The sequence below is a fragment of the Butyricicoccus sp. AF35-5AC genome, assembly GCF_003477715.1.
GTDB lineage: Bacteria > Bacillota > Clostridia > Oscillospirales > Butyricicoccaceae > Agathobaculum > Agathobaculum butyriciproducens.
This window is the reverse complement of sequence record NZ_QUDX01000001.1, coordinates 384624-411384: the sequence shown is the minus strand read 5'-3', so window position 1 is coordinate 411384 and position 26761 is coordinate 384624. Positions and strand designations below refer to the sequence as shown.

The 26761-nt window shown below is 57.0% G+C and carries 24 protein-coding genes and 1 other annotated feature; of the genes, 4 read left to right on the top strand and 20 right to left on the bottom strand.

Annotated elements, in window-relative coordinates; translation table 11 throughout:
- Position 1 precedes the first annotated feature (1 nt).
- Genes DWZ82_RS01915 through DWZ82_RS01895 form a run of 5 tightly spaced genes read right to left on the bottom strand, consistent with a single transcriptional unit; the run spans position 2 to position 3703 of the window.
- Positions 2 to 1063: a pyridoxal phosphate-dependent aminotransferase gene (locus DWZ82_RS01915; RefSeq protein ID WP_158575053.1), complete on the bottom strand. Its 1062-nt coding sequence runs from the start codon at positions 1061 to 1063 to the stop codon at positions 2 to 4.
- Positions 1064 to 1108: 45 nt separating this feature from the next.
- Complete coding sequence (gene cbiB, locus DWZ82_RS01910; RefSeq protein ID WP_118478344.1) at positions 1109 to 2065, bottom strand: adenosylcobinamide-phosphate synthase CbiB; 957 nt, start codon at positions 2063 to 2065, stop codon at positions 1109 to 1111.
- Positions 2062 to 2391, bottom strand: coding sequence for a bifunctional adenosylcobinamide kinase/adenosylcobinamide-phosphate guanylyltransferase (locus tag DWZ82_RS01905; RefSeq protein ID WP_118361808.1), 330 nt, complete (start codon positions 2389 to 2391; stop codon positions 2062 to 2064). The genes cbiB and DWZ82_RS01905 overlap by 4 nt, the downstream gene beginning before the upstream one ends.
- The gene (locus DWZ82_RS01900; RefSeq protein WP_158575052.1) at positions 2388 to 3176 is read right to left on the bottom strand and encodes an adenosylcobinamide-GDP ribazoletransferase; all 789 of its coding nucleotides are present in this window, start codon (positions 3174 to 3176) and stop codon (positions 2388 to 2390) included. Before DWZ82_RS01900 ends, DWZ82_RS01905 begins: the two co-directional genes overlap by 4 nt.
- The gene (locus DWZ82_RS01895) at positions 3173 to 3703 is read right to left on the bottom strand and encodes a bifunctional adenosylcobinamide kinase/adenosylcobinamide-phosphate guanylyltransferase (protein ID WP_117488890.1); all 531 of its coding nucleotides are present in this window, start codon (positions 3701 to 3703) and stop codon (positions 3173 to 3175) included. Before DWZ82_RS01895 ends, DWZ82_RS01900 begins: the two co-directional genes overlap by 4 nt.
- A gap of 86 nt (positions 3704 to 3789) precedes the next feature.
- On the opposite strand from DWZ82_RS01895, the gene DWZ82_RS01890 reads away from it, so the two are divergent.
- Positions 3790 to 4326 carry a YcxB family protein gene (locus DWZ82_RS01890; RefSeq protein ID WP_118478340.1) on the top strand — a complete coding sequence of 179 codons (537 nt, stop codon included), beginning with the start codon at positions 3790 to 3792 and terminating at the stop codon, positions 4324 to 4326.
- A gap of 142 nt (positions 4327 to 4468) precedes the next feature.
- Here DWZ82_RS01890 and cobT read toward each other — a convergent pair whose 3' ends face one another.
- Genes cobT through cbiD form a run of 8 tightly spaced genes read right to left on the bottom strand, consistent with a single transcriptional unit; the run spans position 4469 to position 13148 of the window.
- Positions 4469 to 5527 carry a nicotinate-nucleotide--dimethylbenzimidazole phosphoribosyltransferase gene (gene cobT, locus DWZ82_RS01885; protein ID WP_118478338.1) on the bottom strand — a complete coding sequence of 353 codons (1059 nt, stop codon included), beginning with the start codon at positions 5525 to 5527 and terminating at the stop codon, positions 4469 to 4471.
- Positions 5524 to 6873, bottom strand: coding sequence for a cobyrinate a,c-diamide synthase (locus DWZ82_RS01880; protein ID WP_118478336.1), 1350 nt, complete (start codon positions 6871 to 6873; stop codon positions 5524 to 5526). Before DWZ82_RS01880 ends, cobT begins: the two co-directional genes overlap by 4 nt.
- Positions 6860 to 8812 carry a precorrin-6A reductase gene (gene cobK / locus DWZ82_RS01875; protein WP_118478334.1) on the bottom strand — a complete coding sequence of 651 codons (1953 nt, stop codon included), beginning with the start codon at positions 8810 to 8812 and terminating at the stop codon, positions 6860 to 6862. The genes DWZ82_RS01880 and cobK overlap by 14 nt, the downstream gene beginning before the upstream one ends.
- Positions 8809 to 9537, bottom strand: coding sequence for a precorrin-3B C(17)-methyltransferase (gene cobJ, locus DWZ82_RS01870; RefSeq protein WP_118478332.1), 729 nt, complete (start codon positions 9535 to 9537; stop codon positions 8809 to 8811). The genes cobK and cobJ overlap by 4 nt, the downstream gene beginning before the upstream one ends.
- On the bottom strand, positions 9534 to 10574 hold the full coding sequence (locus tag DWZ82_RS01865) for a cobalt-precorrin 5A hydrolase (protein ID WP_118478330.1): 1041 nt from the start codon (positions 10572 to 10574) through the stop codon (positions 9534 to 9536). Before DWZ82_RS01865 ends, cobJ begins: the two co-directional genes overlap by 4 nt.
- Positions 10571 to 11326, bottom strand: coding sequence for a precorrin-4 C(11)-methyltransferase (gene cobM, locus DWZ82_RS01860; protein WP_118478328.1), 756 nt, complete (start codon positions 11324 to 11326; stop codon positions 10571 to 10573). The genes DWZ82_RS01865 and cobM overlap by 4 nt, the downstream gene beginning before the upstream one ends.
- The gene (gene cobI / locus DWZ82_RS01855) at positions 11323 to 12015 is read right to left on the bottom strand and encodes a precorrin-2 C(20)-methyltransferase (RefSeq protein WP_118478326.1); all 693 of its coding nucleotides are present in this window, start codon (positions 12013 to 12015) and stop codon (positions 11323 to 11325) included. The genes cobM and cobI overlap by 4 nt, the downstream gene beginning before the upstream one ends.
- Positions 12012 to 13148, bottom strand: a complete 1137-nt coding sequence (cbiD, locus tag DWZ82_RS01850) for a cobalt-precorrin-5B (C(1))-methyltransferase CbiD (RefSeq protein ID WP_118478324.1) — start codon at positions 13146 to 13148, stop codon at positions 12012 to 12014. Before cbiD ends, cobI begins: the two co-directional genes overlap by 4 nt.
- A gap of 466 nt (positions 13149 to 13614) precedes the next feature.
- Between cbiD and DWZ82_RS01845 the strand changes: the two genes are divergently transcribed.
- The 3 genes from DWZ82_RS01845 (at position 13615) to DWZ82_RS01835 (ending at position 17488) form a co-directional block, all read left to right on the top strand.
- Positions 13615 to 13995: a RidA family protein gene (locus DWZ82_RS01845; RefSeq protein ID WP_110435180.1), complete on the top strand. Its 381-nt coding sequence runs from the start codon at positions 13615 to 13617 to the stop codon at positions 13993 to 13995.
- A 146-nt stretch (positions 13996 to 14141) separates the two neighbouring features.
- Positions 14142 to 15797: a tryptophanase gene (locus DWZ82_RS01840; protein WP_118478322.1), complete on the top strand. Its 1656-nt coding sequence runs from the start codon at positions 14142 to 14144 to the stop codon at positions 15795 to 15797.
- 278 nt (positions 15798 to 16075) lie between these two features.
- Positions 16076 to 17488, top strand: coding sequence for a sodium-dependent transporter (locus DWZ82_RS01835; protein ID WP_118361782.1), 1413 nt, complete (start codon positions 16076 to 16078; stop codon positions 17486 to 17488).
- A gap of 568 nt (positions 17489 to 18056) precedes the next feature.
- Here the strand turns inward: DWZ82_RS01835 and DWZ82_RS01830 are convergent.
- The 7 genes from DWZ82_RS01830 to DWZ82_RS15455 form a co-directional block, all read right to left on the bottom strand.
- On the bottom strand, positions 18057 to 19007 hold the full coding sequence (locus tag DWZ82_RS01830; protein ID WP_118478320.1) for a TIGR03943 family putative permease subunit: 951 nt from the start codon (positions 19005 to 19007) through the stop codon (positions 18057 to 18059).
- Between the two features lie 12 nt (positions 19008 to 19019).
- Positions 19020 to 20174 carry a CobW family GTP-binding protein gene (locus DWZ82_RS01825; RefSeq protein ID WP_118478318.1) on the bottom strand — a complete coding sequence of 385 codons (1155 nt, stop codon included), beginning with the start codon at positions 20172 to 20174 and terminating at the stop codon, positions 19020 to 19022.
- A 327-nt stretch (positions 20175 to 20501) separates the two neighbouring features.
- Positions 20502 to 20954 (bottom strand): YjbQ family protein, encoded by a 453-nt coding sequence (locus DWZ82_RS01820; RefSeq protein WP_117488921.1) that lies wholly within the window; start codon positions 20952 to 20954, stop codon positions 20502 to 20504.
- A gap of 13 nt (positions 20955 to 20967) precedes the next feature.
- The gene (rfbA, locus tag DWZ82_RS01815; protein ID WP_118478316.1) at positions 20968 to 21825 is read right to left on the bottom strand and encodes a glucose-1-phosphate thymidylyltransferase RfbA; all 858 of its coding nucleotides are present in this window, start codon (positions 21823 to 21825) and stop codon (positions 20968 to 20970) included.
- A 266-nt stretch (positions 21826 to 22091) separates the two neighbouring features.
- Entirely contained in the window at positions 22092 to 23525 is a 1434-nt protein-coding gene (locus DWZ82_RS15045; RefSeq protein ID WP_158575051.1) for a MerR family transcriptional regulator, read from the bottom strand.
- 135 nt (positions 23526 to 23660) lie between these two features.
- Positions 23661 to 26282, bottom strand: coding sequence for a valine--tRNA ligase (locus tag DWZ82_RS01805; RefSeq protein WP_118478314.1), 2622 nt, complete (start codon positions 26280 to 26282; stop codon positions 23661 to 23663).
- Positions 26283 to 26362: 80 nt separating this feature from the next.
- Positions 26363 to 26575, bottom strand: a binding site (T-box leader).
- On the bottom strand, positions 26563 to 26761 hold a 199-nt coding region (locus tag DWZ82_RS15455), incomplete at its 5' end, for a hypothetical protein (protein ID WP_207663667.1). (Overlaps the previous feature by 13 nt.)

The following is a 26761-nucleotide window of genomic DNA, read 5'->3' as shown; positions in this document are numbered from 1 at the left end:
TTTACACCTCACATTGGGTATAATTAGTAATGATTTGCAGTAACCGCTCACTTGCTTCTCTCGTTTTTACCGCAACGCGATAGTATCCCGCCGAAAGTCCGCGATAATTATCGCAGTTTCGTATCATTATGCCGTGTTCAGCGAGTTTCTTGTGCAGTCCGATATCGTTTGAGCGGAACAGCAGGAAGTTGGCCTCGCCCGGAAAGACGGTCAGTCCGCAGGCTGCAAGTCCGTCGGATAAAAACCTGCGTTCCTTGGCAATGCGTTTGGCGGTTTCCGTGGCCCAGTCCGGCTCGTTTGCCGCCGCGACGGCGCACGCCTGCGCGATGACCGACACGTTCCACGGCTGTCCGGCATGGTATAATTTCTCAATCAACGCCGCGTCTGCCGTCATGCACCAGCCGAAGCGCACACCGGGCACGGCGTACATTTTCGTGTACGCACGCAGGATAATCAGACCGGGATTGGATTCCAGCAGGTCTTTCAGTGTGTGTTGCGCGGCGTCCTCCAGAAAGTCATTGAAACACTCATCCACAACCGATTTTACGCCATTTTCTGTGCATTTTCGGACGATTTCCCGCAGAAGTTCCGGTTGGGCGGTTCGCCCGGTCGGATTGTTCGGATTGCAGAGATAAACCGCATCCAAATCCGATGAAATCTCGTCCAAAATGCGTTCTGTGAGCGCAAAACCGTCCGTTTCCCGCAGATCATGCACCCGAATCTCCGCACCTGAGAGCGTGCGCTCGTACTCCGCAAAGGTCGGTGCAGTGAGAAGTACCTTGCGCGGTTTCAGCACCGCCGCCAATCGGTCGAGCACATCCGCCGCACCGTTGCCGCAGTACAGAAAATCCGGATTGACGCCTTCTCTCGCACCAATCGCCTGCCGCGCGGCGCGGCAAAACGGGTCGGGATACTGCGTGCAGTTATCCACAGCCCTGTGCATGGCCACGCGTACCGCGTCCGGTATGCCGAACGGATTGATGTTCGCGGACAGATCGAGCGGCGCGAAGCCGTGGCGGTCGATGTAGGTTTGGATATCGCCGCCGTGGACATAGGTTGGCAATGTTGTCACCCTTTCAAATACGAATTTTCTCTCTCGCACAGCGTCCTAACTTTTTACGATCAGGCGGATTGCACAGCACAGCACCAGCGCAAACACGCTTGCCGCCGTCATCAGATCGACCGTTGCGAGAATATCCGTGCGGTCTACGCGGCGGATCGGATCACCGAAGGCGGCCTTTTTAACGACTTTGCCGAAGTAGCTGGCATCGCCGCCGAGCTGGATGTGCAGCGCGCCCGCGCACGCGGACTCGGTCTGACCGGCGTTCGGACTTTTGTGCTTATTGCGGTCTCGGCGGTAAATCCGCAGCGCATTTCGGTTATCGAGATGCAGCATTCCGGCACCGGCGATCATGCACAGTGCGGACAGTCTGGCAGGAATAAAGTTGAATAAATCATCCATTTTTGCCGAAAGCTTGCCGAAATACTCGTATTTATCGTTATGATATCCGACCATGGAATCCAGCGTGTTGACCGCCTTGTACAGCATGCCGAGCGGCGCTCCGCCGATGAGCATGAACACGAGCGGCGAAACCACACCGTCCGTCAGGTTCTCAGCTACGGTCTCGACAGCGGCCTTGATAACGCCCTCCTCGGACAGCTCTGCGGTGTCGCGGCCGACGTACCACGCGATGGCCTTGCGCCCCTCCTCGAGCGACTGCTTAACCGCGCCGTAGACATGATAACCGGCGTCCGCAAGGCTTTTTCGTGCGAAAATCATCCAGCAGAGCAGCGTTTCGGCGGTAAAACCGAGCCAGAAGTTCACATGATACAGCCAGCGCAAAAGGAAAAACGGCACGGCAAAGCTCATACCGCAGGTGATGAGCCAGAGTAAAATTCCGGCGAATGTCAGTGCCGCGGGCGTTGCGGGAAAGATGCGGCGCAGTACTTTTTCAGCCGCTGAGATGAGTTTTCCGACCGCACATACCGGATGCGGCAATTTTTTCGGGTCTCCGAGCAGCCAGTCGAGCGCGAAGCCGAGCAGCACGGCAAGGGTTATCGTCATGGTTGTTCTCCTTTGATGAATTGCGGCACGCCTGCGATCACGCGCACGACTGCATCTGCTTTCTGTGCCAAAGCACAGCACAGGCGACCAACCGTTTCACGCCAGTTTTCGTCCGCACGGTCGATGGGAACGATGCCGCAGCCGATCTCATCGCAGGTGATAACGTGTCCGCACAGCGTATCTGCGAGTGACAGCGGGTCTTTGTCTTCCTTCAGCATTTTTCGCACAATTTCGTGCAGATTTTCAATTCTCGGCAGGTCTGCATACAGGTTTTCGGCAACTTTTCGTTTCCCCTGATATGCCCCGCCAATGATGAGCACGGTCATAAAATCAGTCCTCCAATCGCTGCTGCCGCAAGCGTGATCAGTTCCGACAGCGAGATGCAGAATCCCGCCAGGTCTCCGGTTACACCGCCGAACACGCGGCGGCTTATGTGCTCATGCACAGCATACCACGCAACGAGCACGATAACGAGCACTTTCGCCGCAGCAAGCGCGTGCGGCACGCGGTATATCCACAATCCGAGAAGCACCGCAAACAGAACAAATTCAGCAATTAACATGCGCGATACCGCGCGTTTATCGCTGTTTTCCGCAAAGATATGTGCGAGTCCGCTGTCTTTTGCGCACGGTGATGCAACCACCTTACGGCCGCCCATTGTCCGTGCAAAAGCAAATCCTGTGCATGCCAGCGGAAGAAGCACAGGCCGATCGTAAATCTGGGCAAAACAGCCAACCTCGGCCAGTAGGAATGCCATCAGCCAGAGCGGCCCAAACGCGCCAACGTGCGGGTCCTTGAGAATGTTCAGCCGCTTTTCTCGGTCACCGAACGAGCACAGCGCGTCGCAGGTGTCGCACAGGCCGTCCAGATGAATGCCGCCGGACACTGCCAGAGGAATCAGCGCTGCGATCACAGCGTAAAACACGCCTGCCGCGCCGAAATGCACGCAAAATGCGAACCAGAACCACTCTATCGCACCGATCAGCACACCGATGAGCGGCAGGAAGCCAAGTGCCCACCGCATGGTCTGTTTTTCCCAGTTCACTTGCGGAACAGGTATCGCAGAATACATTGAGAACGCGACCCAAAGTCCGCTGATTACACTTTTCACGGCTGTTTTCCCTCCTTTACCGGCAGTAAAATCCCGCATACCGATTCATATACCGCGTCTGCTTTCCCAGTTAATTTCTGGTGCAGTTCTCCTAAAATCCGGATATACTGCATGGTCTCCGGCGGGTACGGCACGCCGTCCGCAAAGATTTCGTTGGAAACGATAACCAGCGTTTCACAGTATTTTTGCAGATTATCCACGCCTGCAACAATGCTGTCGAACGCCGATCCTGCGCCTGCGCCTTCCGGCGCAAACAGCTCGTTTGCCAGCAGATTGCCCAAATCCTCGAGCAAAATTCCGTCGTATTGCTGAGAGAGCCTGAGATTCGCTAAGTCAAGTGTTCTCTCTACCGTAGCGAACCCCTTTCCCGCACGAAGCGCCCGATGCCGCGCAATCCGCGCCTCTGCAGACTTGCCGAACGGCTGCATGGTCGCCAGATATAATCGACTCTGTGCTTTTTCACACACCAGTCGTTCCGCGTGCTCCGACTTGCCCGAAGCCGCTCCGCCGGTCACTAAAATCAGCATTTTCGCTCCCCTTTCTGAATTAGACTTGCAATCCGCTCTGATTTTCGATACAATAACTTTATCCGAGTAAGTTGAGGTAAGAAAAAATGGAGCTGCATTACGATATCACCAAACAGGATTTCATTGATTTTAATTTGAATTATTACAACAATAATGCGATTGTTCAACGCAGCATTCGCACCATGAGAATCGCCACCGCGGCTATTGTCATTCTCGGCGGCAGTGCGCTCATGTACTGGCTGCATACGCTCACGCCGGTTTCCATCGCGGTTTACGTTGCGCTCGCTGCCGTCTGCTTCTGGGGCACACCGCGCTATATGCGTCATAAAATGATCAAAAATATCGAGAAAATCCTCAAGAACGCAAAGAATAAACAGCTTTGCGGACCGAAAACGCTCACGCTGCGTGAAAGCGAATTCGAGCTGTCCGGCGAGAACGAAGATACCGTTTACCAGTATTCGGCCGTTCAGCGCACCGCAACCGATGACAAGCATTATTATGTTTTTGTTGATGAATTCTCCGCGGTCATCGTGCCGTTCTCAGCGTTTGAAAACGATGCGCAAAAGCAGGAGTTCTACAACAAAATCACCGCAAATATCGCAGATGAAGCGCTGAAATGCTAAGAATTTGAACCGTAAGCACCGAGTTAACGCTCGGTGCTTTTTGCTGCACGCAGTATTCCTGTAAAGAATGCGGGCAGATCGCATTTATCGGCGTTACACACAATATTTATATAAAAATTTGTGCTATCTGTCAGACAAACAACTACTTTTGCGGCTGATATGCCTCTATTCCAATGTCCGCGAAGCTCACCATTTCCCGATATGGCGCCAGTGCCAGGTCCAAAAGTGCCACGCCTGCCGCCGCGCCTGTCCCCTCCCCGAGATGCATGCCCGCCGTCAGGAACGGCCGCTTGCCGAGTGCATCGAGCAGCAAAATGCTCGCCGGTTCGTCCGATCTGTGCGCTGCGACCATAAAATGCACAGACTGCGGGCACAATCGCACCGCGAGAAGCGCCGCCGCGCACGAAATCACGCCGTCCAGCACGACCGGGATGCGCTGTGCCGCCGCACCCAAATACAGACCGCACAGACCCGCGATATCCAAACCGCCAACCTTATGCAGCACGTCGATCGAGTCATTCGGGTCGGGTTTGTGAAGCGCCAGCGCCGCCTCAATCACCGCGATTTTCCGCTCCAGACCGGCCGTTGACAGACCCGCTCCGCGTCCTGTGACCGCCGCAGCCTCCGCGTCGGTGAGCGCCGCCGTGACTGCCGCACTCGTAGTCGTGTTTCCGATGCCCATTTCGCCGCCAATGAGCAGCGAATATCCCTTTTCGGCACACATTTCTGCCATTTTAATACCGATTTCGACCGCTTCGAGCGCCTCTTTCCGCGTCATGGCAGGCTCATGCGCAAGGTTTGCAGTTCCGCGCCGAACGGAAAATTGCAGCACTTTTTCGCTCTTTATCGGCTGTGCAACACCTATATCGACCGGAAACACGTCCATTCCGAGCTGTTTTGCCATTAGACACACGGTGGACTCGCCGCGGCCCATATTTTCCGCGACCGTTGCTGTCACCTCCTGCCCACACTGCGTCACGCCCTCGGCGACCACGCCGTTATCCGCGCAGAAAACAACCGCCGCGCGTCTGGAAATATCCGGCACCGGCTGACCGAGAATACCTGCAAGCTGCACGATCGCGTCCTGCAGAAGCCCCAGTCCGCCGAGCGGCATGGCAATATTTGCAAAGCGGTTTTGCGCCGCCGTCATGCTTTTTTCATCCAGCGGCCGGATGGCAGAAATAGTCTGTTCAAGTGTCATTTTCCGCTCCTTTCTGCGCATTTCCGGACAAAATTCGCAACAATTTCAGTTTTCGCACGGAAATACAAATGTGGAAATCCTGCATAGAGCGTATCCGATGCAAAGCCGCAGTCCCACGCGCGCCCGTTTGGCTTGACCGCATGAAAATCTGTGCCATTATCCACAGCCTGTGCATAATGAAACTCGTGCACAGGAAATTGTCCACCGGCTTCGCACAGCAGGTTATCACTGTTTGCCGTGAGCATGACATAGCCGAACGGCTGCAACCTGCGCGTCATGTGCGCCGAAGTCGGCAGCACCCCTGCCATTTCCGCGCCGTCGAGCGACTGCATCAGATAAAGAAATCCGCCGCATTCTGCAACTGTCGGTAAACCGTTTTGAATCGCTTTTTTGATAGAATTTCGCATGATTTCATTCTCTGAAAGCCGTTTTTCATACAATTCCGGATAGCCGCCGCCGAGATACAGACCATCGATATTCTCCGGCAGCCGCTCGTCTGTGAGCGGCGAAAACGGCACAAGCTCTGCCCCCAGCTCGCGCAGCACATCGAAGTTATCCTCATAATAGAAGCAGAATGCGCGGTCCTTCGCTACCGCGATCCGCACCGGAAAATCGGTCACACGAGCGAGCGGCATGTGCGTATCGGTCAGCGGTTTCGCCGTCTGTGCTAATGCACACAACGCGTGGAGGTCAATGCCCTCCTCTGCCGCATCCGCGAGCCGATCAATTTTCTCACGCAGGTCGGACAGCTCATCCGCCGTCACCAGACCGAGGTGGCGGTCAGGTATTTCGGCCTCCGGAACCGGCGGCAAAAAGCCGAGCACAGGCAGTCCCGCTTTCCCTGCAATTTGTTTGTAAAACGAGTACATTCCCGCCGAAACGCCGTTCAAAATCACTCCTGCGAGCGTATTTTTCGCAAATGTGCGGAACCCGTGAATCTGTGCCGCAAGCGACAGCGACTGCCCCTTAGGCCGCACGATCAGCACCGCAGGCGTGCCGGTTGCGCGGGCCAGATGCGCCGCCGAAGCCGTATCCGTCGTACCGGAAACGCCGTCGTAAAAGCCCATGACGCCCTCGATCACACCGAGACCGTCCGGCCGGATATGCCGCGCAAGCTGACTGCAAATACCGGCCTCGTCCTCGAAAAAAAGGTCTAAATTGCGGCTCGGAACGCCCAAAACCGCCGTGTGGAACATCGGGTCGATGTAGTCCGGACCGCACTTGAATGCGTTGAGTGTTACGCCGCGGCGCTGCAGCGCCCGCAGAATCGCGGTCGTGACCGTCGTCTTGCCGCAGCCGCTGCCGGTGCCCGCAAGCAGCAGTCTTGGTGCATTATTTTGTGTCATTTTCGGCCCTCCCGGACAGAATAAACACCGGATTGTTCGCAGTCAGCATGGTATACGCGCCGACCGGCTTACCGCGCGTGGCCGCCAACTGTGTGACCTCAATGTCAGTAAATCCCAATTCTTTCAAAGCCGTCTGCGCCGCAAACAACGTCTCGAGCGCAATCGCGTTCACGACCACGCGGACTTCCGGATTTTTCTTCTTAGCAAGTGCCAGAATCTCCCGCATTCTGCCGCCGCTCCCGCCGACGAACACGCAGTCCGGTGCCGGAAGGTTCTCCAGTGCCTCCGGCGCAGGTCCTTCAATGATTTTCACATTGTATCCGCCGAGTTTTATGCGGTTTTCGTGCAAGAGCGCGACCGCTTCCGACTTTCGCTCGACAGCGTAAACCGTGCCGTCGCTGGCCTTGCGCGCCAGCTCGAGCGTGACCGCGCCAGTGCCCGCACCCACGTCCCAGACCGTGTCGGTCGGTCGGACAGTCAGGCGGTTCACCGACACCCACCGAACCTCTTCCTTGGTCATCGGCACCTTTCCGCGCGTGAGCATTTCATCTCGAATCGGTTCGTTTTTGTTCGCCGCACGCGGGTTTTCGATCAGCAGAACCGCTAAATCCGGGCACGAAAGCTGCGCGATCTCTGCGGCTGTGCCGTGCACAATCCGCTCATTTTCCGCGCCGAGGTTTTCCCCGAGATGAACGGGCAGCGCGCCCAATCCCGCGTCCGTAAGGCTGTTGCAAACCGCCTGCGCGTTGTTCTCGCCGCCGGTCAGCGCAAATGTTGCCGCATGGTAACTTACGGCACCGAGAATATTTCCTGTGCGACCGTGCAGGCTCTTAAAACACAGATTTTCGTAGGAAATGCCGCATTTCGCGCACATATACTGCATGCTTGACAATCCCGGCATGAGTGTTACCCCGCCGTATGGCAGGAGCCGCTCACGCAGCTTTCCGGCCGCGCTGAAGAATCCTACGTCGCCGGAAACCAACAGCGCCGTGTGCCGGGCATTACCGGAAATTGCCCGCTCAGCCAGCTCTGAGAACGCGCAGACCTCCGCCTTGGGCGACAGCGATGCGAGCCGTTTTGTGGCAAATACTTTCTCTGCGGCTGCAAGCGTGCGGACGGCTTCGCCGGTCAGCGTGTCCGCCGTGCCCATGCCTGCGCCGATGATGAAAAATTCCCGCTGCTGCTTTTCGTTCCGTAAACCGAGCAATTCCGTCAAAAACACCTGCATCTGCGCCTGATTTTTGCCGTTTTCCATACGCGGACGCGCAATGACCAGTACCTTTGCGCCGACCTCCTCGGCTGCCGCGACCTTCTCCGCAAAGCCGCCGGACACGCCGGTATCCTTGGTCACGAGAATTTTTGCGCCGGTCTCGCGCAGCAGCGCCGCGTTCATCGCCTGCGAAAACGGACCTTGCATGGCGATGATGTGCGCGCCCGGGAAGCCGAGTGCAGCGCACTTTTCGAGCACCGTGGCGGTCGGCAGCACGCGCGGGAACAGCCGCGTTTGGAAGTCCTGCACCGCCGTGTACGCTTCCAGTTCTTTACTTCCTGTGGTGAGCAGGACCGCGCCCTCGTGCGCGTTCAGCCAGTCCACTGCAGCGGCTGTGTCCAGCACGATTTCGCAGTTCTGATAAGGCAGGGCAGGCCGCAGCAGCCGCTCGTAGCGTGCGCCCGATTTCGCGCAGGCCGCCCGCAGATTGTCGGTCACAGCCGCTGCATACGGATGCGTTGCGTCGATGAGCAGCGTATCCGAGGTCAATCGTTTTTCCATCTCCCGCTCATCCAAGCGGCCCTCGTGAACCGTGATTCCCGCCATCGGCTCCATCACCGCCGCACCATACTCTGTGGCAACGAAAACATCTGCCTGCACGCTCTTTTTCGACAAAAACCGGCACAAATCGTGTCCTTCTGTCGTACCGGAGAAAATCATCAGCTTCATACGCCGCGATACCCCCTCGGCGTGACCATGCGGCCGTCCATCACGCGCGTACGGCTGTTTCCGACAAACACGGTGGTCAGCATATCGACCTGTGTATCACGCAGCTCACCGAGCGTTGTAAGCGTGCAGCTTTCGCCTTCTCGGCCAATGCTGCGCACCAGACCGCAGACAGTCTCCGGCGGTACAATCTCCAGCAGAATATCGCAGGCACGGCGCAGATGGTCGGTGCGTTTTTTGCTCGACGGATTGTACAGCGCGATGCAGAAATCGCCGGCCGCCGCGCCGCGCAGACGCTGCTCGATCTTGTCCCACGGCGTGAGCAGGTCGGACAGGCTGATGCACGCAAAGTCACACGTCAGCGGCGAGCCGAGCACGGCGCCGCCCGAGCAGGCCGCCGTGATGCCCGGAATGACCTCGACCTCGAGGTTCGGCTCGTGCTCGCAAAGCTCGAGCAGCAGGCCGGCCATGCCGTACACACCGGCGTCTCCCGAGGACACGACCGCGACCGTTTTGCCCTGTTTTGCCGCCTCAACCGCCGCTTTGCAGCGCAAAACCTCGCGCGTCATGCCGGATTCGATGCGTTCCTTGCCCGAAATGAGGTTCTCGATCAAATCGAGGTACAGGCCGTAGCCTGCCACACAGTCACATTTTTCCAGAGCACGCACCGCGCGCAGCGTCATCTGCTCCTCGCCGCCCGGCCCAATGCCGATGCAATACAGCTTCATACTTCGCCCTCCCGTTCTTCAAAGCACACGCGCCAGTCCGGCACAGCGACAGCCGCCGTCACGCCGTTCTGCGCGAATTTATGCAAGATAAGTGTGCCGTTCTGTGCCGCGCACACAGCCGCGCGTTCGCACACATTATCGACGCCAACGGTCTGCTGCACGAACGCCGACCGGCTGAATTCGCCTTGTGCGTCCTGCAGCTGCTCGGCCGTAAAGGTACGGAACGGCAGTCCGTGTTTTTCGCAAAACAGCAGCAAACCCGGCTCATCCTGCTTGATATCAATGCTCGCCGCGCCGCAAATCGCCTGCCAGGGCAGCTTTTTCGATGCAAGCGCCGCCTGAACTGTCTGCTCGATGGCATCTGCGCTCGTGCCCTTGCGGCAGCCAATGCCGAGATATGCAATCCGCGGCACGAGATGCAGCGTGTGTGCAAACGGCTGTGCGTCTGTGCGAAATCCAATCGTGAACCCACTTTCCGCGTCTTTTTTGAGATCAATACGGGCGGGCAGCAGCCCGTCTATCGGAAAATCCGAGCGAACGCCCACGGTTTCCCCCCTGAGCAGCGCACCGGATACATATTTAATATGTTCCGGCTCCAGAACTGCACAGCTGTGTGCTTTTGCCCAAGTGTCCACAGCGAACACCTGCCGACCGTCTGTCGCGGTGGTGAGCACCGGCACAGCCTGCAGACCTTCCGCAAGTGTTTTTGCAATCTCGTTGGCGCCGCCCAGATGTCCGGACAGGAGCGGAATCACGAACTTTCCCTGCTCGTCAATGACGATTACCGCCGGATCATAGGCTTTCCCCATCAAATACGGCGCCACTGCGCGTACCGCGATTCCGGTCGCGCCCACGAACACGATCAGGTCGCAATCGACCATTGCCTGCTGCGCAAAGCGTTTCAGGCTCGTGCCCGAGAGCGACGCATCCGCCGTCCGCGCGTACCGCTCACACCGGAAATCCGACAGGAGTTTTACCGCCTTTTGTACAGTCTGTGCGCCGCACAGGGTAAAGGATACAAATTTTGCGTGCTTCATCGGCTTGCCTCACGAAATTCGGTCGTAAAGGTCGGGTCGTACAGCTTGGAGCGCTCGTACTCGGTGCCGAGGAACCCGCCCACCGTGATGAGCGCGGTCTTGGTGATGCCCTCCCGCGCACCGGCCGCGGCGAGTTCACCGACCGTTGTCCGCACGACCTTTTCGTCCGGCCAGGTGGCCTTGTACACGATGGCCGCAGGCGTGTCCGGCGCGTAGCCGCCCGCGAGCAGCCGCTCGGACAGGCGCGGCAGCTGACCCGCCGACAGGAAGATGACCATGGTGGCTCCGTGTGCCGCGAACGACTCGATCTGCTCCTTTTCGGGCACGGGCGTGCGGCCCTCCATGCGCGTCAGGATGACCGACTGGCTCACGTTCGGCAGTGTGTACTCGGCTTTGAGTGCCGCTGCCGCGCCGCAGAACGAAGACACACCCGGGCAGACCTCATACGCCAGACCGAGCCTGTCCAGCTCGTCCATCTGCTCTCTATGCGCACCGTACACGCACGGGTCGCCGGTGTGCAGACGCACGACTGTTTTGCCCGCTTTCGCGGCAGGCGCCATCACGGCGATGACCTCCTCGAGCGTCATCTTCGCGCTGTTGTACACCTCGCATCCGTCCTTTTTATAGTCCAAAAGCGCCGGATTGACCAGCGAACCGGCGTAAACGATCACATCTGCCTCGCTCAGCAGACGTGCGCCGCGTACCGTGATCAGGTCGGGCGCCCCTGAGCCTGCACCCACAAAGTAGATCATTCGCTTTGCTCCTTTACCAATATAATAGAGAAATAGCCGCTCGGCTGTTCCAGCTCATCTAAATTTTCGATCAGCCGCTGACCGTCCATGCCGACCCGCTCGATCAGTGCCGCGCTGCCGAGTTCGCCGCGCTGTCGGAGCAGTTCGCGGACCTCCAATACACTCTTTCCGGTCTTCATCAGCACCCTGCTGCCGGAGAGCGCAAGCCCTTCCTCCGCCCTGCCGTGCGTGGCCGGAATGATGTGCAGCATTTCGCCGTCCTCGCACAGGGCGCGTCCCATGGTGGCAGCCGCGGCGCAGAAGGACGGCACGCCGGGCACCAGCTCGGCTGCATAGCCGCGGGCGGCAACACGCTTGTGTACATACCAGTATGTGGAATATATCGTCGGGTCGCCGAGCGTGAGAAACACCACGGTCTTGCCCTCGTCGAGCAGCGCACAGAGCGCGTCTGCCGCCGCGTCGTGGCTGGCATTTCGCGCCTGCCTGTCGTGCGTCATCGGCATATCGAACAGCAGGATTGACTTGTCCTGCCCGATGTACGGCGAAGCAATATCCAGTGCGGTCTGTCTGCCGTCGGCGGACTTCGGTGCGGCGACCGCATCGCACTCGCGCAGCAGCCGGATCGCCTTGGCGGTCAGCAGCTCCGGATCGCCCGGACCGACGCCGACTCCATATAAAATACCCTTCATTGCAGCTTCAACCTCTCACAGAGTGCGCGCGCGCCCGCCGACTCGGCCAGCACGCCGTATTTTCCGGTAAACATGATGAATTCTACGCACGCCTGCCCCTTCATGCGCAGGGCGATGCGGGTTTCCATCTCCCTGCCAATGCGCGACAGGACGGGCTGACGCAGATTCACTTCGTCCAGCAGCTCCACGCACGCGTCCACCGAGATGGCAGTCATCAGCCCTTCGAGTATTTCGCGCGGTGCGCCGCACAGTGCCGCATGCGCCGTGAAAATCTCCTGCCGTGCGTCTGCGACCGACGAATGCGTGTTCATCACGCTTGCGGCCATCTTGACCAGCTTTCCGGCATGCCCGACAAGCAGGATCTCGGGATAGCCGCGGTACGCCGCATGGTCGAACGCCTCACCGATGAAGTTGGAGCACTTGACCGCGCGTTCGAGGTCAAGGCCGAGCGTGTCCCGCGCGAAATCCGCGCCGTAGTTGCCCGGGCACAGGAACGCAATGCGCTGTCCCTGCGCGTACAGGCTGTCCAGCTCCAATCGGATGGTGTCCACGAGCGCCTTTTCGCTCATCGGCTCGACAATGCCGCTCGTGCCGAGGATAGAGATGCCGCCGACGATGCCGAGGTGGCCATTGTAGGTCTGGGCGGCAAGTGCCTCGCCGTCCTCCACCGAAATGGTGACAGAAAAGCCGCCGTCGTATCCGTTCTGTTCCGCGGCCCGGTGCACCGCGTCCGTGATCTGCTGCCGCGGACCGGGATTGATCGCCGCTTCTCCGACCGGCATCGCCAGTCCCGGGCGGGTAATTCGTCCGACGCCGGCGCCGCCCTCTATGGCAACGCCCTTTTCGATTCGGCGCACGGAAGCCGTGATGCGAACCCCGTTTGTGATGTCCGGGTCGTCGCCCGCGTCCTTGCGGACGGTGCAGACAGCCGCGCTCCCGCTCCTGTGTGCGTTCTCGACCGGCAGGCGGAAGGTGATGCCGCCCGGCGTGTGCAGATGAATCTCCGGCGGCGCGATTCCGCTCAGCAGCAGCACAGCCGCCGCCTGCGAGGCCGCCGCCGCGCACGAGCCGGTTGTCCAGCCGCGGCGAAGCGCTTTGCCGCCGCGGCTGGTGATGAGTTTTTCGTCCGGCATGCGGTGCACCTCCCTGTGAAATGTAATCCAATTTATTATAGCATACGCAGGCTTTTATTTGAAGTGCAAACGCGGGATGTCTTTTCTCTGCACCGGTTGAGCGGTGTCGGAATTTTTATCACTTTCCGCAGCAATGCCGCTCTCCCTGCGATTCTTCATGAATTCTTCATCGCATTGTTTTAGTAGGATGACAAAATTTTTTTATAAATTCGCGCTTTGATTACCATGTTCTGTAAAATAATAAACTTTTCTAAGCGCAAGGTGAAAAAAGTAAATATTTTACGCAGTATTTTTGTACAAAAAGTCTGTCCGAAATTATCATTATTCCACAATAGTTGTTGATAATATTGATAAATACGCGAGATTTTTTTATTCATTCATCCAAACTGCACAAATACGTCTTGACAAAGAATTTGAAAAGTGATAAATTTATCTCACGAAAGGACGAAAGGAGGCTGAGCAGGAAATGAAAAAGGTTATCTGTTCGGAACACGCACCCGCAGCTATCGGCCCGTATGCACAGGCAATCGCCGCTAACGGTATCGTATTTACTTCGGGTCAGCTTCCGATCGATCCCGCAACCGGTGCTTTTCCGGAAGGGATCGCAGCACAGACCAAGCAGTCGCTCACCAATGTAAAGGCTATCCTTGCTGAGGCAGGAACCGGTATGGATCAGGTGATCAAGACTACCGTCTTCCTGAGCGACATGAACAATTTCGGCGCGATGAACGAGGTTTACGCCACCTTCTTCGGTGAAGGCAGCTACCCGGCACGTTCCGCTGTGGAGGTTGCAAGACTTCCCAAGGACGCTCTCGTCGAGATTGAGGTAACCGCTCTCCTGCCGTAAGGCAAACCAGAAAAGAAAAGAAAACAGCCAAAAAGAAAGGTGCTGTCCGCTAAGCAAGGCCGGAACCGGAAAAACGGCTTTGACAACCGGGGTATCTCCAAAACACAAACGGCGTAAAACGCACGATTTTATGGAGGTAATGAAAAATGAACAAGAACGAGAAGCACTATCCGCTGGATGTAGCAATGCCGCAGCACTGTGCATACGCTGTACGCGATCTTCCGCAGGCAACCGTTGAGCAGCGCGAGCGCGCACTGAATGCAACGCACTGGAACGAGTTCGCATTCCCGTCCGGCATGCTGACCGTTGATATGCTGTCCGACTCCGGCACCACCGCAATGACCAACCAGCAGCTGGCTACCCTGTTCCTCGGCGACGAGGCTTATGGCCGCAACACCGGTTATTACGTTCTGCTCGACACCTTCCGCGACATCTTCGAGCGCGGCGGCGAGAAGAACTGGAAGAAGATCATCGACCTCGTTCGCACCGACTGCCGTGACATCGAGAAGATGATGGACGAAGTTTATCTGTGCGAGTACGAAGGCGGCCTGTTCAACGGCGGCGCAGCTCAGATGGAGCGTCCGAACTCCTTCATTATCCAGCAGGGCCGTGCAGCTGAGTCTGTTCTGATGGAAATCGTTAAGAAGATCCTGGCTGCTCGTCATCCGGGCAAGGTATTCACCATTCCGTCTAACGGTCACTTTGATACCACCGAGGGCAACATCAAGCAGATGGGCTCTGTTCCGCGTAACCTGTACAACAAGGAACTGCTGTACGAAATTCCGGAAGGCGGCTCCTACGAGAAGAACCCGTTCAAGGGCAACATGGACATCGAGAAGCTCGAGCAGCTGATCACCTCTGTTGGTCCGGAGAACGTACCGCTGGTATTCACCTGCATCACCAACAACCCGATCTGCGGTCAGCCGGTATCCATGGGCAACCTGCGTGAGATCAACCGCGTAGCTCATAAGTACGACATCCCGCTGGTATTTGATACCGCTCGCTGGGCTGAGAACGCTTACTTCATCAAGATGAACGAGGAAGGCTACGCTGACAAGTCCATCGCTGAGATCGCTACCGAGATGTTCTCTTACTGCGACGCATTCACCATGTCCGCTAAGAAGGACGGCCACGCTAACATGGGCGGCATGCTGGCATTCCGCGATAAGGGCCTGTTCTGGCAGAAGTTCTCCGACTTCAACGAAGACGGCACGGTTAAGACCGACGTTGGCGTTCTGATCAAGGTTAAGCAGATCTCCTGCTACGGCAACGACTCCTACGGCGGCATGTCCGGCCGTGACATCATGGCTCTGGCAGCTGGTCTGTACGAGTCCTGCGACTTCGGCTATATGCATGACCGTGTATCCCAGTGCGAGTATCTGGCACAGGGCTTCTACAAGGCTGGCGTCAAGGGCGTTGTACTGCCGGCAGGCGGCCACGCTGTATACATCAACATGGACGAGTTCTTCGACGGCAAGCGCGATCACACCACCTTCGCAGGCACCGGCTTCTCGCTTGAGCTGATCCGCCGCTATGGTATCCGTGTATCCGAGCTGGGCGACTTCTCCATGGAGTATGACCTGAAGACTCCGGAGCAGCAGGCTGAGCTGGCTAACGTAGTTCGCTTCGCAATCGACCGCAGCCGTCTGACCAAGGAGCATCTGGACTATGTAATCGCAGCTGTTAAGGCTCTGTACGAGGATCGTGAGTCCATCCCGAACATGCGTATCGTTTGGGGCCACAAGCTGCCGATGCGTCACTTCCATGCATTCCTGGAGCCGTACCCGAACGAAGATAAATAATTCCCTGTTCTATCCTTTCGTGAAAGGCGATACCGCATAATTGCATAAATTGTGCGGTATTCCCGCCAATGCCGCAGCAAAGGCGCTGCGGCATTGCATAACAGGAATTTCTCCTGACCTTTTTATAACTTGATAATCAGGGCGTAACCTGTGCCGCGTGGAAAGTGCACAGGAAAGCAAAGGACAAGGGCGTTCTTTTTCCCAGAAAACTAAACAGTTTCTGCGGCAAAGAGGACGCCCTTTTTCTATCCATTTACACATTAAAGGGGTGTAAGATAATGAGTAAAGAGCCTAAAAACTTAGAACAGAGAGATGGTTTCCAGAGTAAATGGGGTTTTATTCTGGCATGTATCGGTTCTGCGGTTGGTATGGGCAACATCTGGCGTTTCCCGATCATGGTGCAGAAGTACGGCGGCATGACCTTCCTGCTTCCCTATTTCATCTTTGTAATTTTGATCGGCAGTACCGGCGTTATCGAGGAGTTCGCTCTCGGCCGTCGTGCAGCCGCAGGTCCGGTTGGTGCGTTCGGTATGTGTACCAAGGAGCGCACCGGCAGTGAGAAATCCGGTAAGGCGATCGGCGCAATCCCGATCATCGGTGCATTGATGCTGGCAATCGGCTACACGGTCGTTCTCGGCTGGATCTTCAAGTACACCTTCATGTCCCTCTCCGGCAGCCTGTTCAATCTCGGCACGGATATGGGCGCTATCGGCGGCACCTTCGGCATGACCGCACCGGAGGCAGAAACGCTTCCCGAAGCCCTCAAGGCAATGGCGTCGGCTGGCTTCTTCGGCATCGGCAACGGCGTATGGCAGATCGTTGCACTGGTCGTTTCCCTCGCCATCATGGTAATGGGCGTTGCAGGCGGCATTGAGAAGGCAAACAAGGTCATGATGCCTGTTCTGTTCGGTCTGTTCCTCGTACTGGCAGTCTACATCGGCACTCTGCCCGGCGCATCCGAAGGCTATAAGTACATTCTGACCCTGAATCCGGCCGGTCTGGCTAAGCCCGACCTGTGGGTATTTGCATTCGGTCAGGCGTTCTTCTCCCTGTCTGTTGCAGGCAACGGTTCTGTAATCTACGGTTCCTACCTGTCCAAGAGCGAGGATATCCCGTCCTCCGCACGCAACGTAGCAGTATTTGATACCCTTGCAGCTCTGCTGGCAGCAATCGTTATCATTCCGGCAATGGCAGTTGTTCTGGGCGAAGGCATCCGCGACGTAACCGGCGGCCCCGGCCTGATGTTCGTTTACCTCGTAAATGTATTCAACGCAATGCCTGCCGGCCGTATCATCGGCGCGATCTTCTACATCTGCGTACTGTTCGCAGGCGTATCCTCTATCGTAAACCTGTACGAGGCACCGATCGCCTTCCTGCAGGAGCAGTTCAAGTTCAAGCGCGCAGCAGCCGTTGGCACCATTGGTGTGATCGGTCTGGTCGTTTCCATCGCAATCCAGCCGTGGACCTCTCAGTGGATGGACGTTGTTTCCATTTACATCTGCCCGCTCGGCGCTGCTCTGGCCGGCATCATGTTCTTCTGGGTACTCGGCAAGAAAAAGGCACTTGCTGCTGTTAACGAAGGCGCTAAGAAGCCCATCGGCAGCTGGTTCTTCCCGCTTGGTAAGTGGGTATACGTTATCTGTGCAATTGCTGCACTGATCCTCGGCATTATGTACGGTGGCATTGGCTAATCCCTCAAGCTAACCACTGGACTTTCGTTAGACGTTCATGGGTTTATGAATCGTCTGTATCCCCCCTTTTGTCTTTGTCCCCCGTCACTGCTGTGTGGCGGGGGACATGCTTTTCTAATTAGAAATTAGCAATCCGCAGGCAGTAATCGCTGCATGCAAAGCAAAACCCCGGCTTTGCCGCACTTGACAAAACCGGGGCTGCTCGGGTATAATATACCCAAGGGATGCTGTTCAGGCAGTCAGACCTTATTCAATCAGGATTTTTAGTCACTGACCGTTCGAGGCCTAATCGAGCGGTCAGTGCGCTTTTATACAGAAAATGTACAGCAGGATTACTGCACATACGAAAAGCCGAAGCAATTTCTTCTGCATTTGCGACACCTCCTTTCCTCCCCAAACCGAGGAAAGAAAGAAGGTCTGACCGCTATCGGAACAACATCTGCTTACAGTATAGCATATACGACAGAATATTGTCAATAAACCGTCCTTTCAGGCGGTTTTTGTTGTTATAGCAGAAAAAGAGACGAACCAGGCAGGCTCGTCTCTTTTTACGTTGTATGGAGAAGATTCAGTTAAAGTACACGATATCTTCCTTCGCCTTTTCGGCGGGTTCTACCGTGATGGCATGCAGCACCGGACCGGGACCGCGGTACTGCGGCAGCTCCTCGACGGTGATGGACGCCGTTACCTTGACCCAGTCGCGGTTATGCAGCTGATCGCGGTCGGGATAGCGGCAGAGGAAGCCGAGGAAGGTGACGTCATCCGCGCAGCAGACCATGCCGAAACGGCCGGGCACGAAGCTGCCGGCGGGCACATCCTTGCCGACGTAGGCCTGGGCAAGAAAGCGGACGGTCTTGCCGTCATACTTCATCGGATCGCTGGTGGCGTCGATGTACCAGAGACCGTAGTCCTCCGGCTGGATGTCGATGATATCCGCATCCACGTCAAACGGCAGCGGCATATTGCGGGCGTAGTCCTCGGAATTGCCGTTCACGTCATCCAGATAGATTGCCGCACGCGGGTTCATCGCCTTGATGTTCTTCTTGTACAGCATATCCTTCAGCTCATCCGTGCAGCGGTTGAACACAACCAGATCCGCAGTGGTGATATGCTCGAACATCATCGGGCCGATGTTGTTGGAATACAGCTCAAACGTGGTCGCATCGACCGTGGTGACGATCTGGTACAGCTCCCAGCGAGCAGGAAATGCCTGCATCAGCTTTTCCAGCTTCCACATGCCGTTGTACTCAACAAGAATGCGGTCCGGCTGGTATTTCTGCTCCACGCGCTTGAGGATATTCGGCGTCAGACGGTCCTCGGACTCGATCGGCACAAGCGCGGTGCCGTAGTGCAGCAGCCACTTCTCGTCGTATTCCTCGATGCCTTCCTCGCACAGCAGCAACACCGTGCGCTCGTTCTCGGTAAAGTTCGGGTCCGCGAGAATGTCCTGAATGAACTTGGTCTTGCCGCTCTCCAGAAAGCCGGTAAAGACGTATACCGGAATGGGTTCGTTAGCCATAATCTGGTTACCTCACTTTTCGTTTACGCCGAACAGAGCAGCGATGCGCTCCTCATCCAGCTCGGAGCCGATGACGCACAGACGGCCGGTGTAATCGGCAGCGCCGCGGCGGATTTCGGGTGCGCCCGGAACGTAGTCAAAGTGCAGCCACTCGCCGCCGTCTGCACACGGAACGATGCCCTTTGCACGCAGTACGGTGCCGAGCGTAACATCGCCGAGCGCGGTAAGTGCCGCGTTAAGCTCTGCCTCGGTGTACTTGTGAGTCGTTTCCTTACCCCAGGAGGTGAATACTTCGTCAGCATCGTGATCGTGGTCGTGACCGCAGCAGCAGTGACCGTCGTGGTCGTGATGATGGTGCTCGTGGTCATGATCGTGGTGATGCTCATGCTCATGCTCATGGTCGTGATTGTGGCAGCCGCAGGTGCAGTGCTCGTCATGCTCGTGATGATGCTCGTGCTCCTCATGGTCATGCTCATGCTCATGTTCGTGCTCATCATGCTCGTGGTCATGGTGGTGATGATGATGCTCGTGGTGCGGCTCGTGCGCGATCTCCTCGAGAACCTCCGCAACGAGGTCGCGGCTGCCTTCCATGGTGGAGAGCAGCTGCTCGCCGGTCAGGTCCTTCCACGGGGTGGTGACGATGCGGGCGTGCTCATTCAGGCCGCGCAGCATGGCAACGGTCTCGTCGAGGCGCTTCTCCGGGCACTCAGCCGTGCGGGACAGCAGGATGGCACCGGCATGCGCCACCTGATTCTCGAAAAACTCACCGAAGTTCTTGAGGTACATCTTGGCCTTGAGCGCGTCAACAACCGTGACGAAGCTGTTCAGCTGAACCTCGAGGTGCGCGTTCTGTACCGCAGCGATAACGTCACTCAGCTTGCCGACGCCGGACGGCTCGATCAGGATGCGGTCCGGATGGTACCGATCCACAACATCGTGCAGCGCCTTGCCGAAGTCGCCAACCAGCGAGCAGCAGATGCAGCCTGCGTTCATCTCGTTTACAACAATGCCGGCATCCTTGAGGAAGCCGCCGTCAATGCCGATCTCACCGAACTCGTTCTCGATCAGAACAACCTGCTCACCCTTGAGCGCATCGGCCAGCAGACGCTTGATGAGAGTCGTCTTGCCGGCACCCAGAAAACCGGAAATAATATCAATTTTAGTCATGCTTTGTCGCTCCATTTCTATGCACGGCACAGGGATTCCCGAACCGTACTTAAATTTTCCGAACGCTTATATTATACCACATTTATCGAAAAAAGAAAAGCTATTTGGTTAGCGGACGCTAATCTTTCCTGCTGCGCGGCGCGTGAGAGAGCCGCGACGCAACAAAACCCCGGCCCTGTCGCTTGACAAGACCGAGGTTCTGCGGGTATAATATACCCAAGGGATGTTGCTAAGCAACCAGACCTTTCCGTATCATAGTTAAACTAAGATGACCGTTCGGGCCCTACTCCGAACGGTCATCTTGCTTTTATACAGAATCAGTTTGCATTATTCTCCCATCACCTGAAAGACAATATCCCGCACGCGGTTGCGGGTATCGCACTCCACAAGGGTCAGATTCTGCCACGGGCCGATGGTGATCTCGCCATTCACGAACGGGATAACGATAAACGGACTGAGCAACGCCGCCTTGATATGCGACGAGCCGTTATCATCATGCCAGGTATCGTGGTGGTGGTAATGAATGACCGCACCGGTCTCATCGCGGTAGGGCGAAAAGACGTCCATCGCCGCCTTGAGGTCATGGTAGACCATGCCCGGCTCAAACTCGAGCGTGGTCAGACCGGCAACGCCGCCGGTGGTAAAGCCGGTAATCGTGCCGGACTTCATGCCGGTCTTGCGGCAGGCGTTCTGCACCGCTGCGCGGAAGTCATCGGTAACGTCGATCATGCCCATGTGGGCCTTGGTTTTGTAGGTTTTGGTTTCGGTATAAACAGGCATTTGCGATTCTCCTTTAGAGGCACTCTAAGTAGCGGCCGTACAGCGTTTTGCTGAGGTCGGCGGCGTGACGGAGCAGCGTCTGACGGCTGATATAGCCGCGCGCGTACGCGATCTCCTCCGGACATGCGATGTAGCGGCCGGTCTCATCCTGCACGCGGCGGACAACCTGTGCGGATTCGAGCAGGTTGTCGGCGGTACCGGCATCCAGCCAGACGAAATCCCGGTCGAGCTTTTCAACGTGCAGCTGACCTCGTTTCATGTACTCGATATTGACATCCGTGATCTCCAGTTCGCCTCTTGCCGAGGGCTTGAGTCCGCGGGCAATCTCCATAACCGAGTTATCGTAAAAATACAGACCCGGAATGATATAGTTAGACTTCGGATAGCGCGGCTTCTCCTCGATGGAAATCGCACGGCCCTGACCATCAAACTCCACAACGCCGAACGCACGCGGGTCATCGACATAGTAGCCGAATACGCAGGCGCCGGATTTCTGCTGCACGGCACGGTCCAGATAGTCCTGGAAATTGGGGGAATAGAAGATATTATCGCCCAGAACAAGGCAAACCGAGTCATCCCCGATGAACTGGGAGCCGATGAGCAGCGCGTCCGCGATGCCGCGTGCAACCTCCTGCACCTCATAGGTGATGTTGACGCCGAAGCGGCCGCCGGAACCGAGCAGACGGTAGAACGGGCCTTCCTCTCCGGGCGGGATGATGATGAGAATATCGCGGATACCGGCCTGCAGGAGCGCAGCCAGCGGATAGTAGATCATCGGTTTATCGTATACCGGCAGCAGCGGTTTGCATACCGGACGTGTCATCGGGTACAGGCGCGAGCCCTTACCGGCGGCAAGAATGATTCCTTTCATTGGCTATTCCTCTATCTATATGTTTTTGTGAGATTAGTATAGCACACTTTGGGCAAATAAGAAAGCCTTTTGTAAAGGCAGGAGTCAGGAGTGAGGAGTAATGGAAAATTGAAAATTGAGAATGGAGAATAGCGCTATCCTTGCGCAGGCTCCGGTCGCGCTGCGCCCGTAATGGCTTACCTCCTGTGTAATATTCGATTCCACGGATTTAATTGATAAATGTCCGCAGGGCGGGGCACCCTCACCCCGCCCCTACGATAACTCATTCACTCTTTCTCAATCGTCAGCACCGAATGATACGGCATCGGCTGATTGAGATACAGGTTTACGGTATCTGTATTGCTGTATTCATATTCGTACCGGAAATCCAGTCCGTCGAGATGCGCCTCCTTGACGTTTTTCGTATCCGGTACATCGTATTCCCAGCCGTCGTCAATGATGTCATCCCTCATGTGGTCGGCATACAGCCAGCTCCATTTGGCATACGCGGCCGCAAAGGCGTAATACACCGTCATGCGCTCCTGATAGCCGCACGAGCCGTTCTGCGAATCCGAAACCACCGTCACCGACTGCACATAGCCGTCCGCATCGGTTTCGACCGTCACATCGGATACAGAATCGCCCAGCGAGAAGAAATACCTGCCGCCCATTGCCACGTCGCTATTCCAGCTTCCGTCCGGCCGGACATACGGCGCCAGGCCCTGATTATACTTCAGGCAGTCGTTGCAGTTCTCCACATACTCCGCAAGAGTCAGCTCGCCGCGATTGGGCGGCAGCTTGGCGTACAGGTCAATGCCGTAACCTGCGGCTGCTCGCAGCACGAGCACCAGCAGGTACAGCGCCACGCGATACCAGCGCACCTCCCGCTCGCGGACGATGATGCTGCATCCGTTCTCCAAATCCCACGGGAGCTCCTCTTCTTTGCACGCGCGGTAGCACTTGTAATTGTAGTACCAGTCGAAGAACGGCAGCGCATAGCAGTTGCCGTAGCCGAACACGCCCCACAAACGGGCATATGCGGTGCGGATGGACAGCTTTTCTCCGTCCTCATCGCGGACGGACAGCCCGAAGATCCACTTGCCGGGCGTTGTGCCCCAGTAATGCAGCAGCACCGGCTCGAACACGAACGTCAGCAGCCAGCTGACATACCCGCACGCGAGCATCCACGCCAGATTCGACATAACCTGGATAAAATTCTCCGGATTGATGCGGAACACCCACTGCGACAGCATCGACCACAGCAGCCCATACAGTCCGGCATCCACATTGCGGGCAAGGAAGCGCCGCCACGGGCAGCCTGCCGGCGGGATGCGGTCTTTCTCGCGCGGGTCGTCTGCGGGCAGCACGATGGACTGGTACCGGTCTACATCCAGCCCGTTCCACTCCGCTCTGTCCTCGCAGATGGCGCGGCACATCGCATACGCCAGTTCGCTCTCGCGGATGTCCCCCTGCAATACGTCGAGCTGGCCTGCCGCCGCCTCGGGCAGCGCTTTCTCGCCGCTCTCGATGGCGCGGATGTCGGGCACGCTCAGGCGCAGCCGCCGCAGCAGCATGATCTTCCGCAGCGTCTGCACATCGTCCTCGGTGTAATCGCGGTAGCCGTTCGCGCCGCGTGTCGGCTTGAGTAAGCCTTCCTTCTCGTAAAACCGGATGTTCGCCCGGGATAATCCCGTCCTGCGCTCTGCTTCCGCTATGTTCATACGATCACCTTCCCTTCTATTGATTACATTATAAGGGATAAAGTGGGTTTACAGTCAAGTGTTTTGGGGAAAATATTAAGAAAAAAGAGTGGATAAAACTCCACTCTTTTTATATTTAATTCAGCTTAATGCAGCTTAATTCAGCGCTGCAATGGACTCCTCCAGCTTTGCGAGGTGCTCGCGCAGCTTTTCGGCCTTTTCGCGCTCGGCTGCAACAACCTTCTCGGGTGCCTTATCGACAAACTTCGGGTTGTTCAGCTTCTTCATAACAAAGTCGATATCAGCCTCGACCTTGCTCTTCTCCTTGCCGAGGCGGGCGCGCTCGGCCTCGAAGTCGATGAGGTCGCCCATCGGCATATAAATCTGTGCGTCGCCGGTGACTACGGATGCCATCTTGGCAGCGTCCGCCGGAACGGCGTCGATGAGTTCAATCTCGGAAGCGTATGCCAGCTTGGGGAAGAAGCCTGCGCCTGCGGAGAACGTATCCTTCTTCTCGGTCAGGATGAGCACCTTGGCCTTCTTGGAGGGCGGTACGTTCATCTCGGCACGGCGGTTGCGGATGGCGCGGACAGCGTCCATCAGGCTCTCCATCTGTGCCTCCTCCGCGGCAAAGTGCAGCTCCTCCTTGTATTCCGGCCATGCGGATACCATAACGGACGGGCCTTCATGCGGCAGCGCCTGCCAGATGGTCTCGGTGATGAACGGCATGAACGGGTGCAGCAGCTGCATCGCGCCGCTCAGCACATAGCACAGCACCTTCTGTACGTTCTCGTCGCCGGTCTGCAGACGGGTCTTTGCAATCTCGATATACCAGTCGCAGAAGTTCTCCCAGATGAAGTCGTTCAGCTTGGCAGCCGCCAGACCCAGCTCGTACTGGTCGATGTTGCGGGTAACGTCGGCAACCAGCGTGTTGAACTTGCTGATGATCCACTTGTCCTCGATGGCAAGGTCTGCGGGCAGCTGGACTGCCTTGTCCTTGTCGATGGTCAGGTTCATCTGGATAAAGCGGGATGCGTTCCAGATCTTGTTGCAGAAGTTGCGGGACGCCTGTACGCGCTCGTCCGAGAAACGCATATCGTTTCCGGGGCTGTTGCCCGTTGCAAGGGTGAAGCGCAGCGCGTCTGCGCCGTACTGGTCGATGACCTCGAGCGGGTCGATGCCGTTGCCGAGCGACTTGGACATCTTGCGGCCCTGCGCGTCGCGCACCAGACCGTGGATATAAACCGTCTCGAACGGGGTTTCGCCCATGTGCTCCACACCGGAGAAAATCATGCGGGCAACCCAGAAGAAGATGATATCGTAGCCGGTAACAAGCGTAGAGGTCGGGTAGAAATACTCAAGCTCCTTGGTCTTGTCCGGCCAGCCGAGCGTGGAGAACGGCCACAGAGCGGACGAGAACCAGGTATCCAGTACGTCCTCCTCCTGATGGATATGCGTGCCGCCGCACTTCGGGCAGGTGCATACATCGGTCTTGGAGACGGTCATTTCGCCGCAGTCCTCACAGTAGAACGCCGGAATGCGGTGACCCCACCACAGCTGACGGGAGATACACCAATCGTGTACGTTTTCCATCCAGCGCAGGTAGGTCTTGGAGAAGCGGTCGGGCACGAACTTGGTCTTGCCCTCGTTTACTACGTCCATAGCGGGCTTGGCGAGCGGCGCCATCTTGACGAACCACTGTGCCGAGGTCATCGGCTCAACGGTGGTGCCGCAGCGGTAGCAGGTGCCTACGTTGTGCTCGTGGTCCTCAATCTTGACCAGCCAGCCGCCTTCCTCAAGGTCCTTTACAACCGCCTTGCGGCACTCGTAGCGGTCCATGCCCTCGTACTTGCCGCCGTTTGCGTTGACGGTCGCGTCCTCGTTGAACACGAGGATCTGCTCGAGGTTGTGGCGCTGACCCATCTCGAAGTCGTTCGGGTCGTGGCACGGCGTAACCTTAACACAGCCGGTGCCGAACTCCATGTCAACGTACTCGTCACCGAAAATCGGAATCTCGCGGTTCATGATCGGGAGGATGCAGGTCTTGCCGATGAGGTGCTTGTAGCGCTCGTCATTCGGGTTGACCGCAACGCCGGTATCGCCCATGAAGGTCTCCGGACGGGTGGTCGCAACCACCAGCTCGCCCGAGCCGTCCGCGAGCGGATAGCGGATGTGCCACAGCTTGCCCGGCTGGGTTTCGTACTCAACCTCAGCGTCGGACAGCGCAGTCGCGCAGTGCGGGCACCAGTTGATGATGCGGTGGCCCTTGTAGATCAGGCCCTTGTTGTACAGGTTTACGAATACCTCGCGGACCGCCTTGGAGCAGCCCTCGTCCATGGTAAAGCGCTCGCGGTCCCAGTCGCAGGAGGTGCCGAGCTTTTTGAGCTGGCTGATAATGCGGCTGCCGAACTTGTCCTTCCACGCCCAGACGCGCTTAAGGAATTCCTCGCGGCCGAGGTCGTAACGGGTCAGGCCCTCCTCCTTGCGGAGGTTCTCCTCTACTTTGATCTGGGTTGCGATACCGGCGTGGTCGGTGCCCGGCATCCACAGTGCCTCGTAGCCCTGCATGCGCTTAGTGCGGATGAGGATATCCTGCAGGGTCTCGTCGAATGCGTGGCCCATGTGCAGCTGGCCGGTAACATTCGGAGGCGGGATAACGATGGTGTACGGTTTCTTGTCCGGATTGACCTCGGCGTGGAAGAAGCCGGAATCGACCCAGAACTTGTACAGCTTGTCCTCGACCGATTTCGGGTCGTAGGTCTTAGGCAGTTCGCTCATTGATCTATCTCCTTCAATTTGATTTACGATATACATGCGGGATACCTCTGTGCAAACAAAAAAGAGCATACTCATCCCGACAACAGGACGAAGTATGCTCCGTGGTACCACCTGAATTCGCGTAAAGACGCGCACTCGTTGCCCCGTAACGCGGGGTCAGACGGAACAGCTTAACGAACATTCGGCTGTTCTGCTCCAAAGCGACCTTCTTCTTCCCCGCCGAGGTGCTTGCACCGACCGCACCCTCTCTAAACGCGCAAAGGAAAAATACTCCTCTTTTTCACTGCATTTGTGTATTAACTTTAATAGTATAGCTGTTAAATCCGGGTTTGTCAAGGGATATCCCTTGTTTTCCGGCACCGACCCCCGGGGTACTTGAACCGCGCAGGCGGTTCACCCCTGACGGGCGGCTCCTTTTCAGCACCGGCTGACCGGGGCACTCGAACTGCCGCAGGCGGTTCGCCCTATCCGGGCGGCAG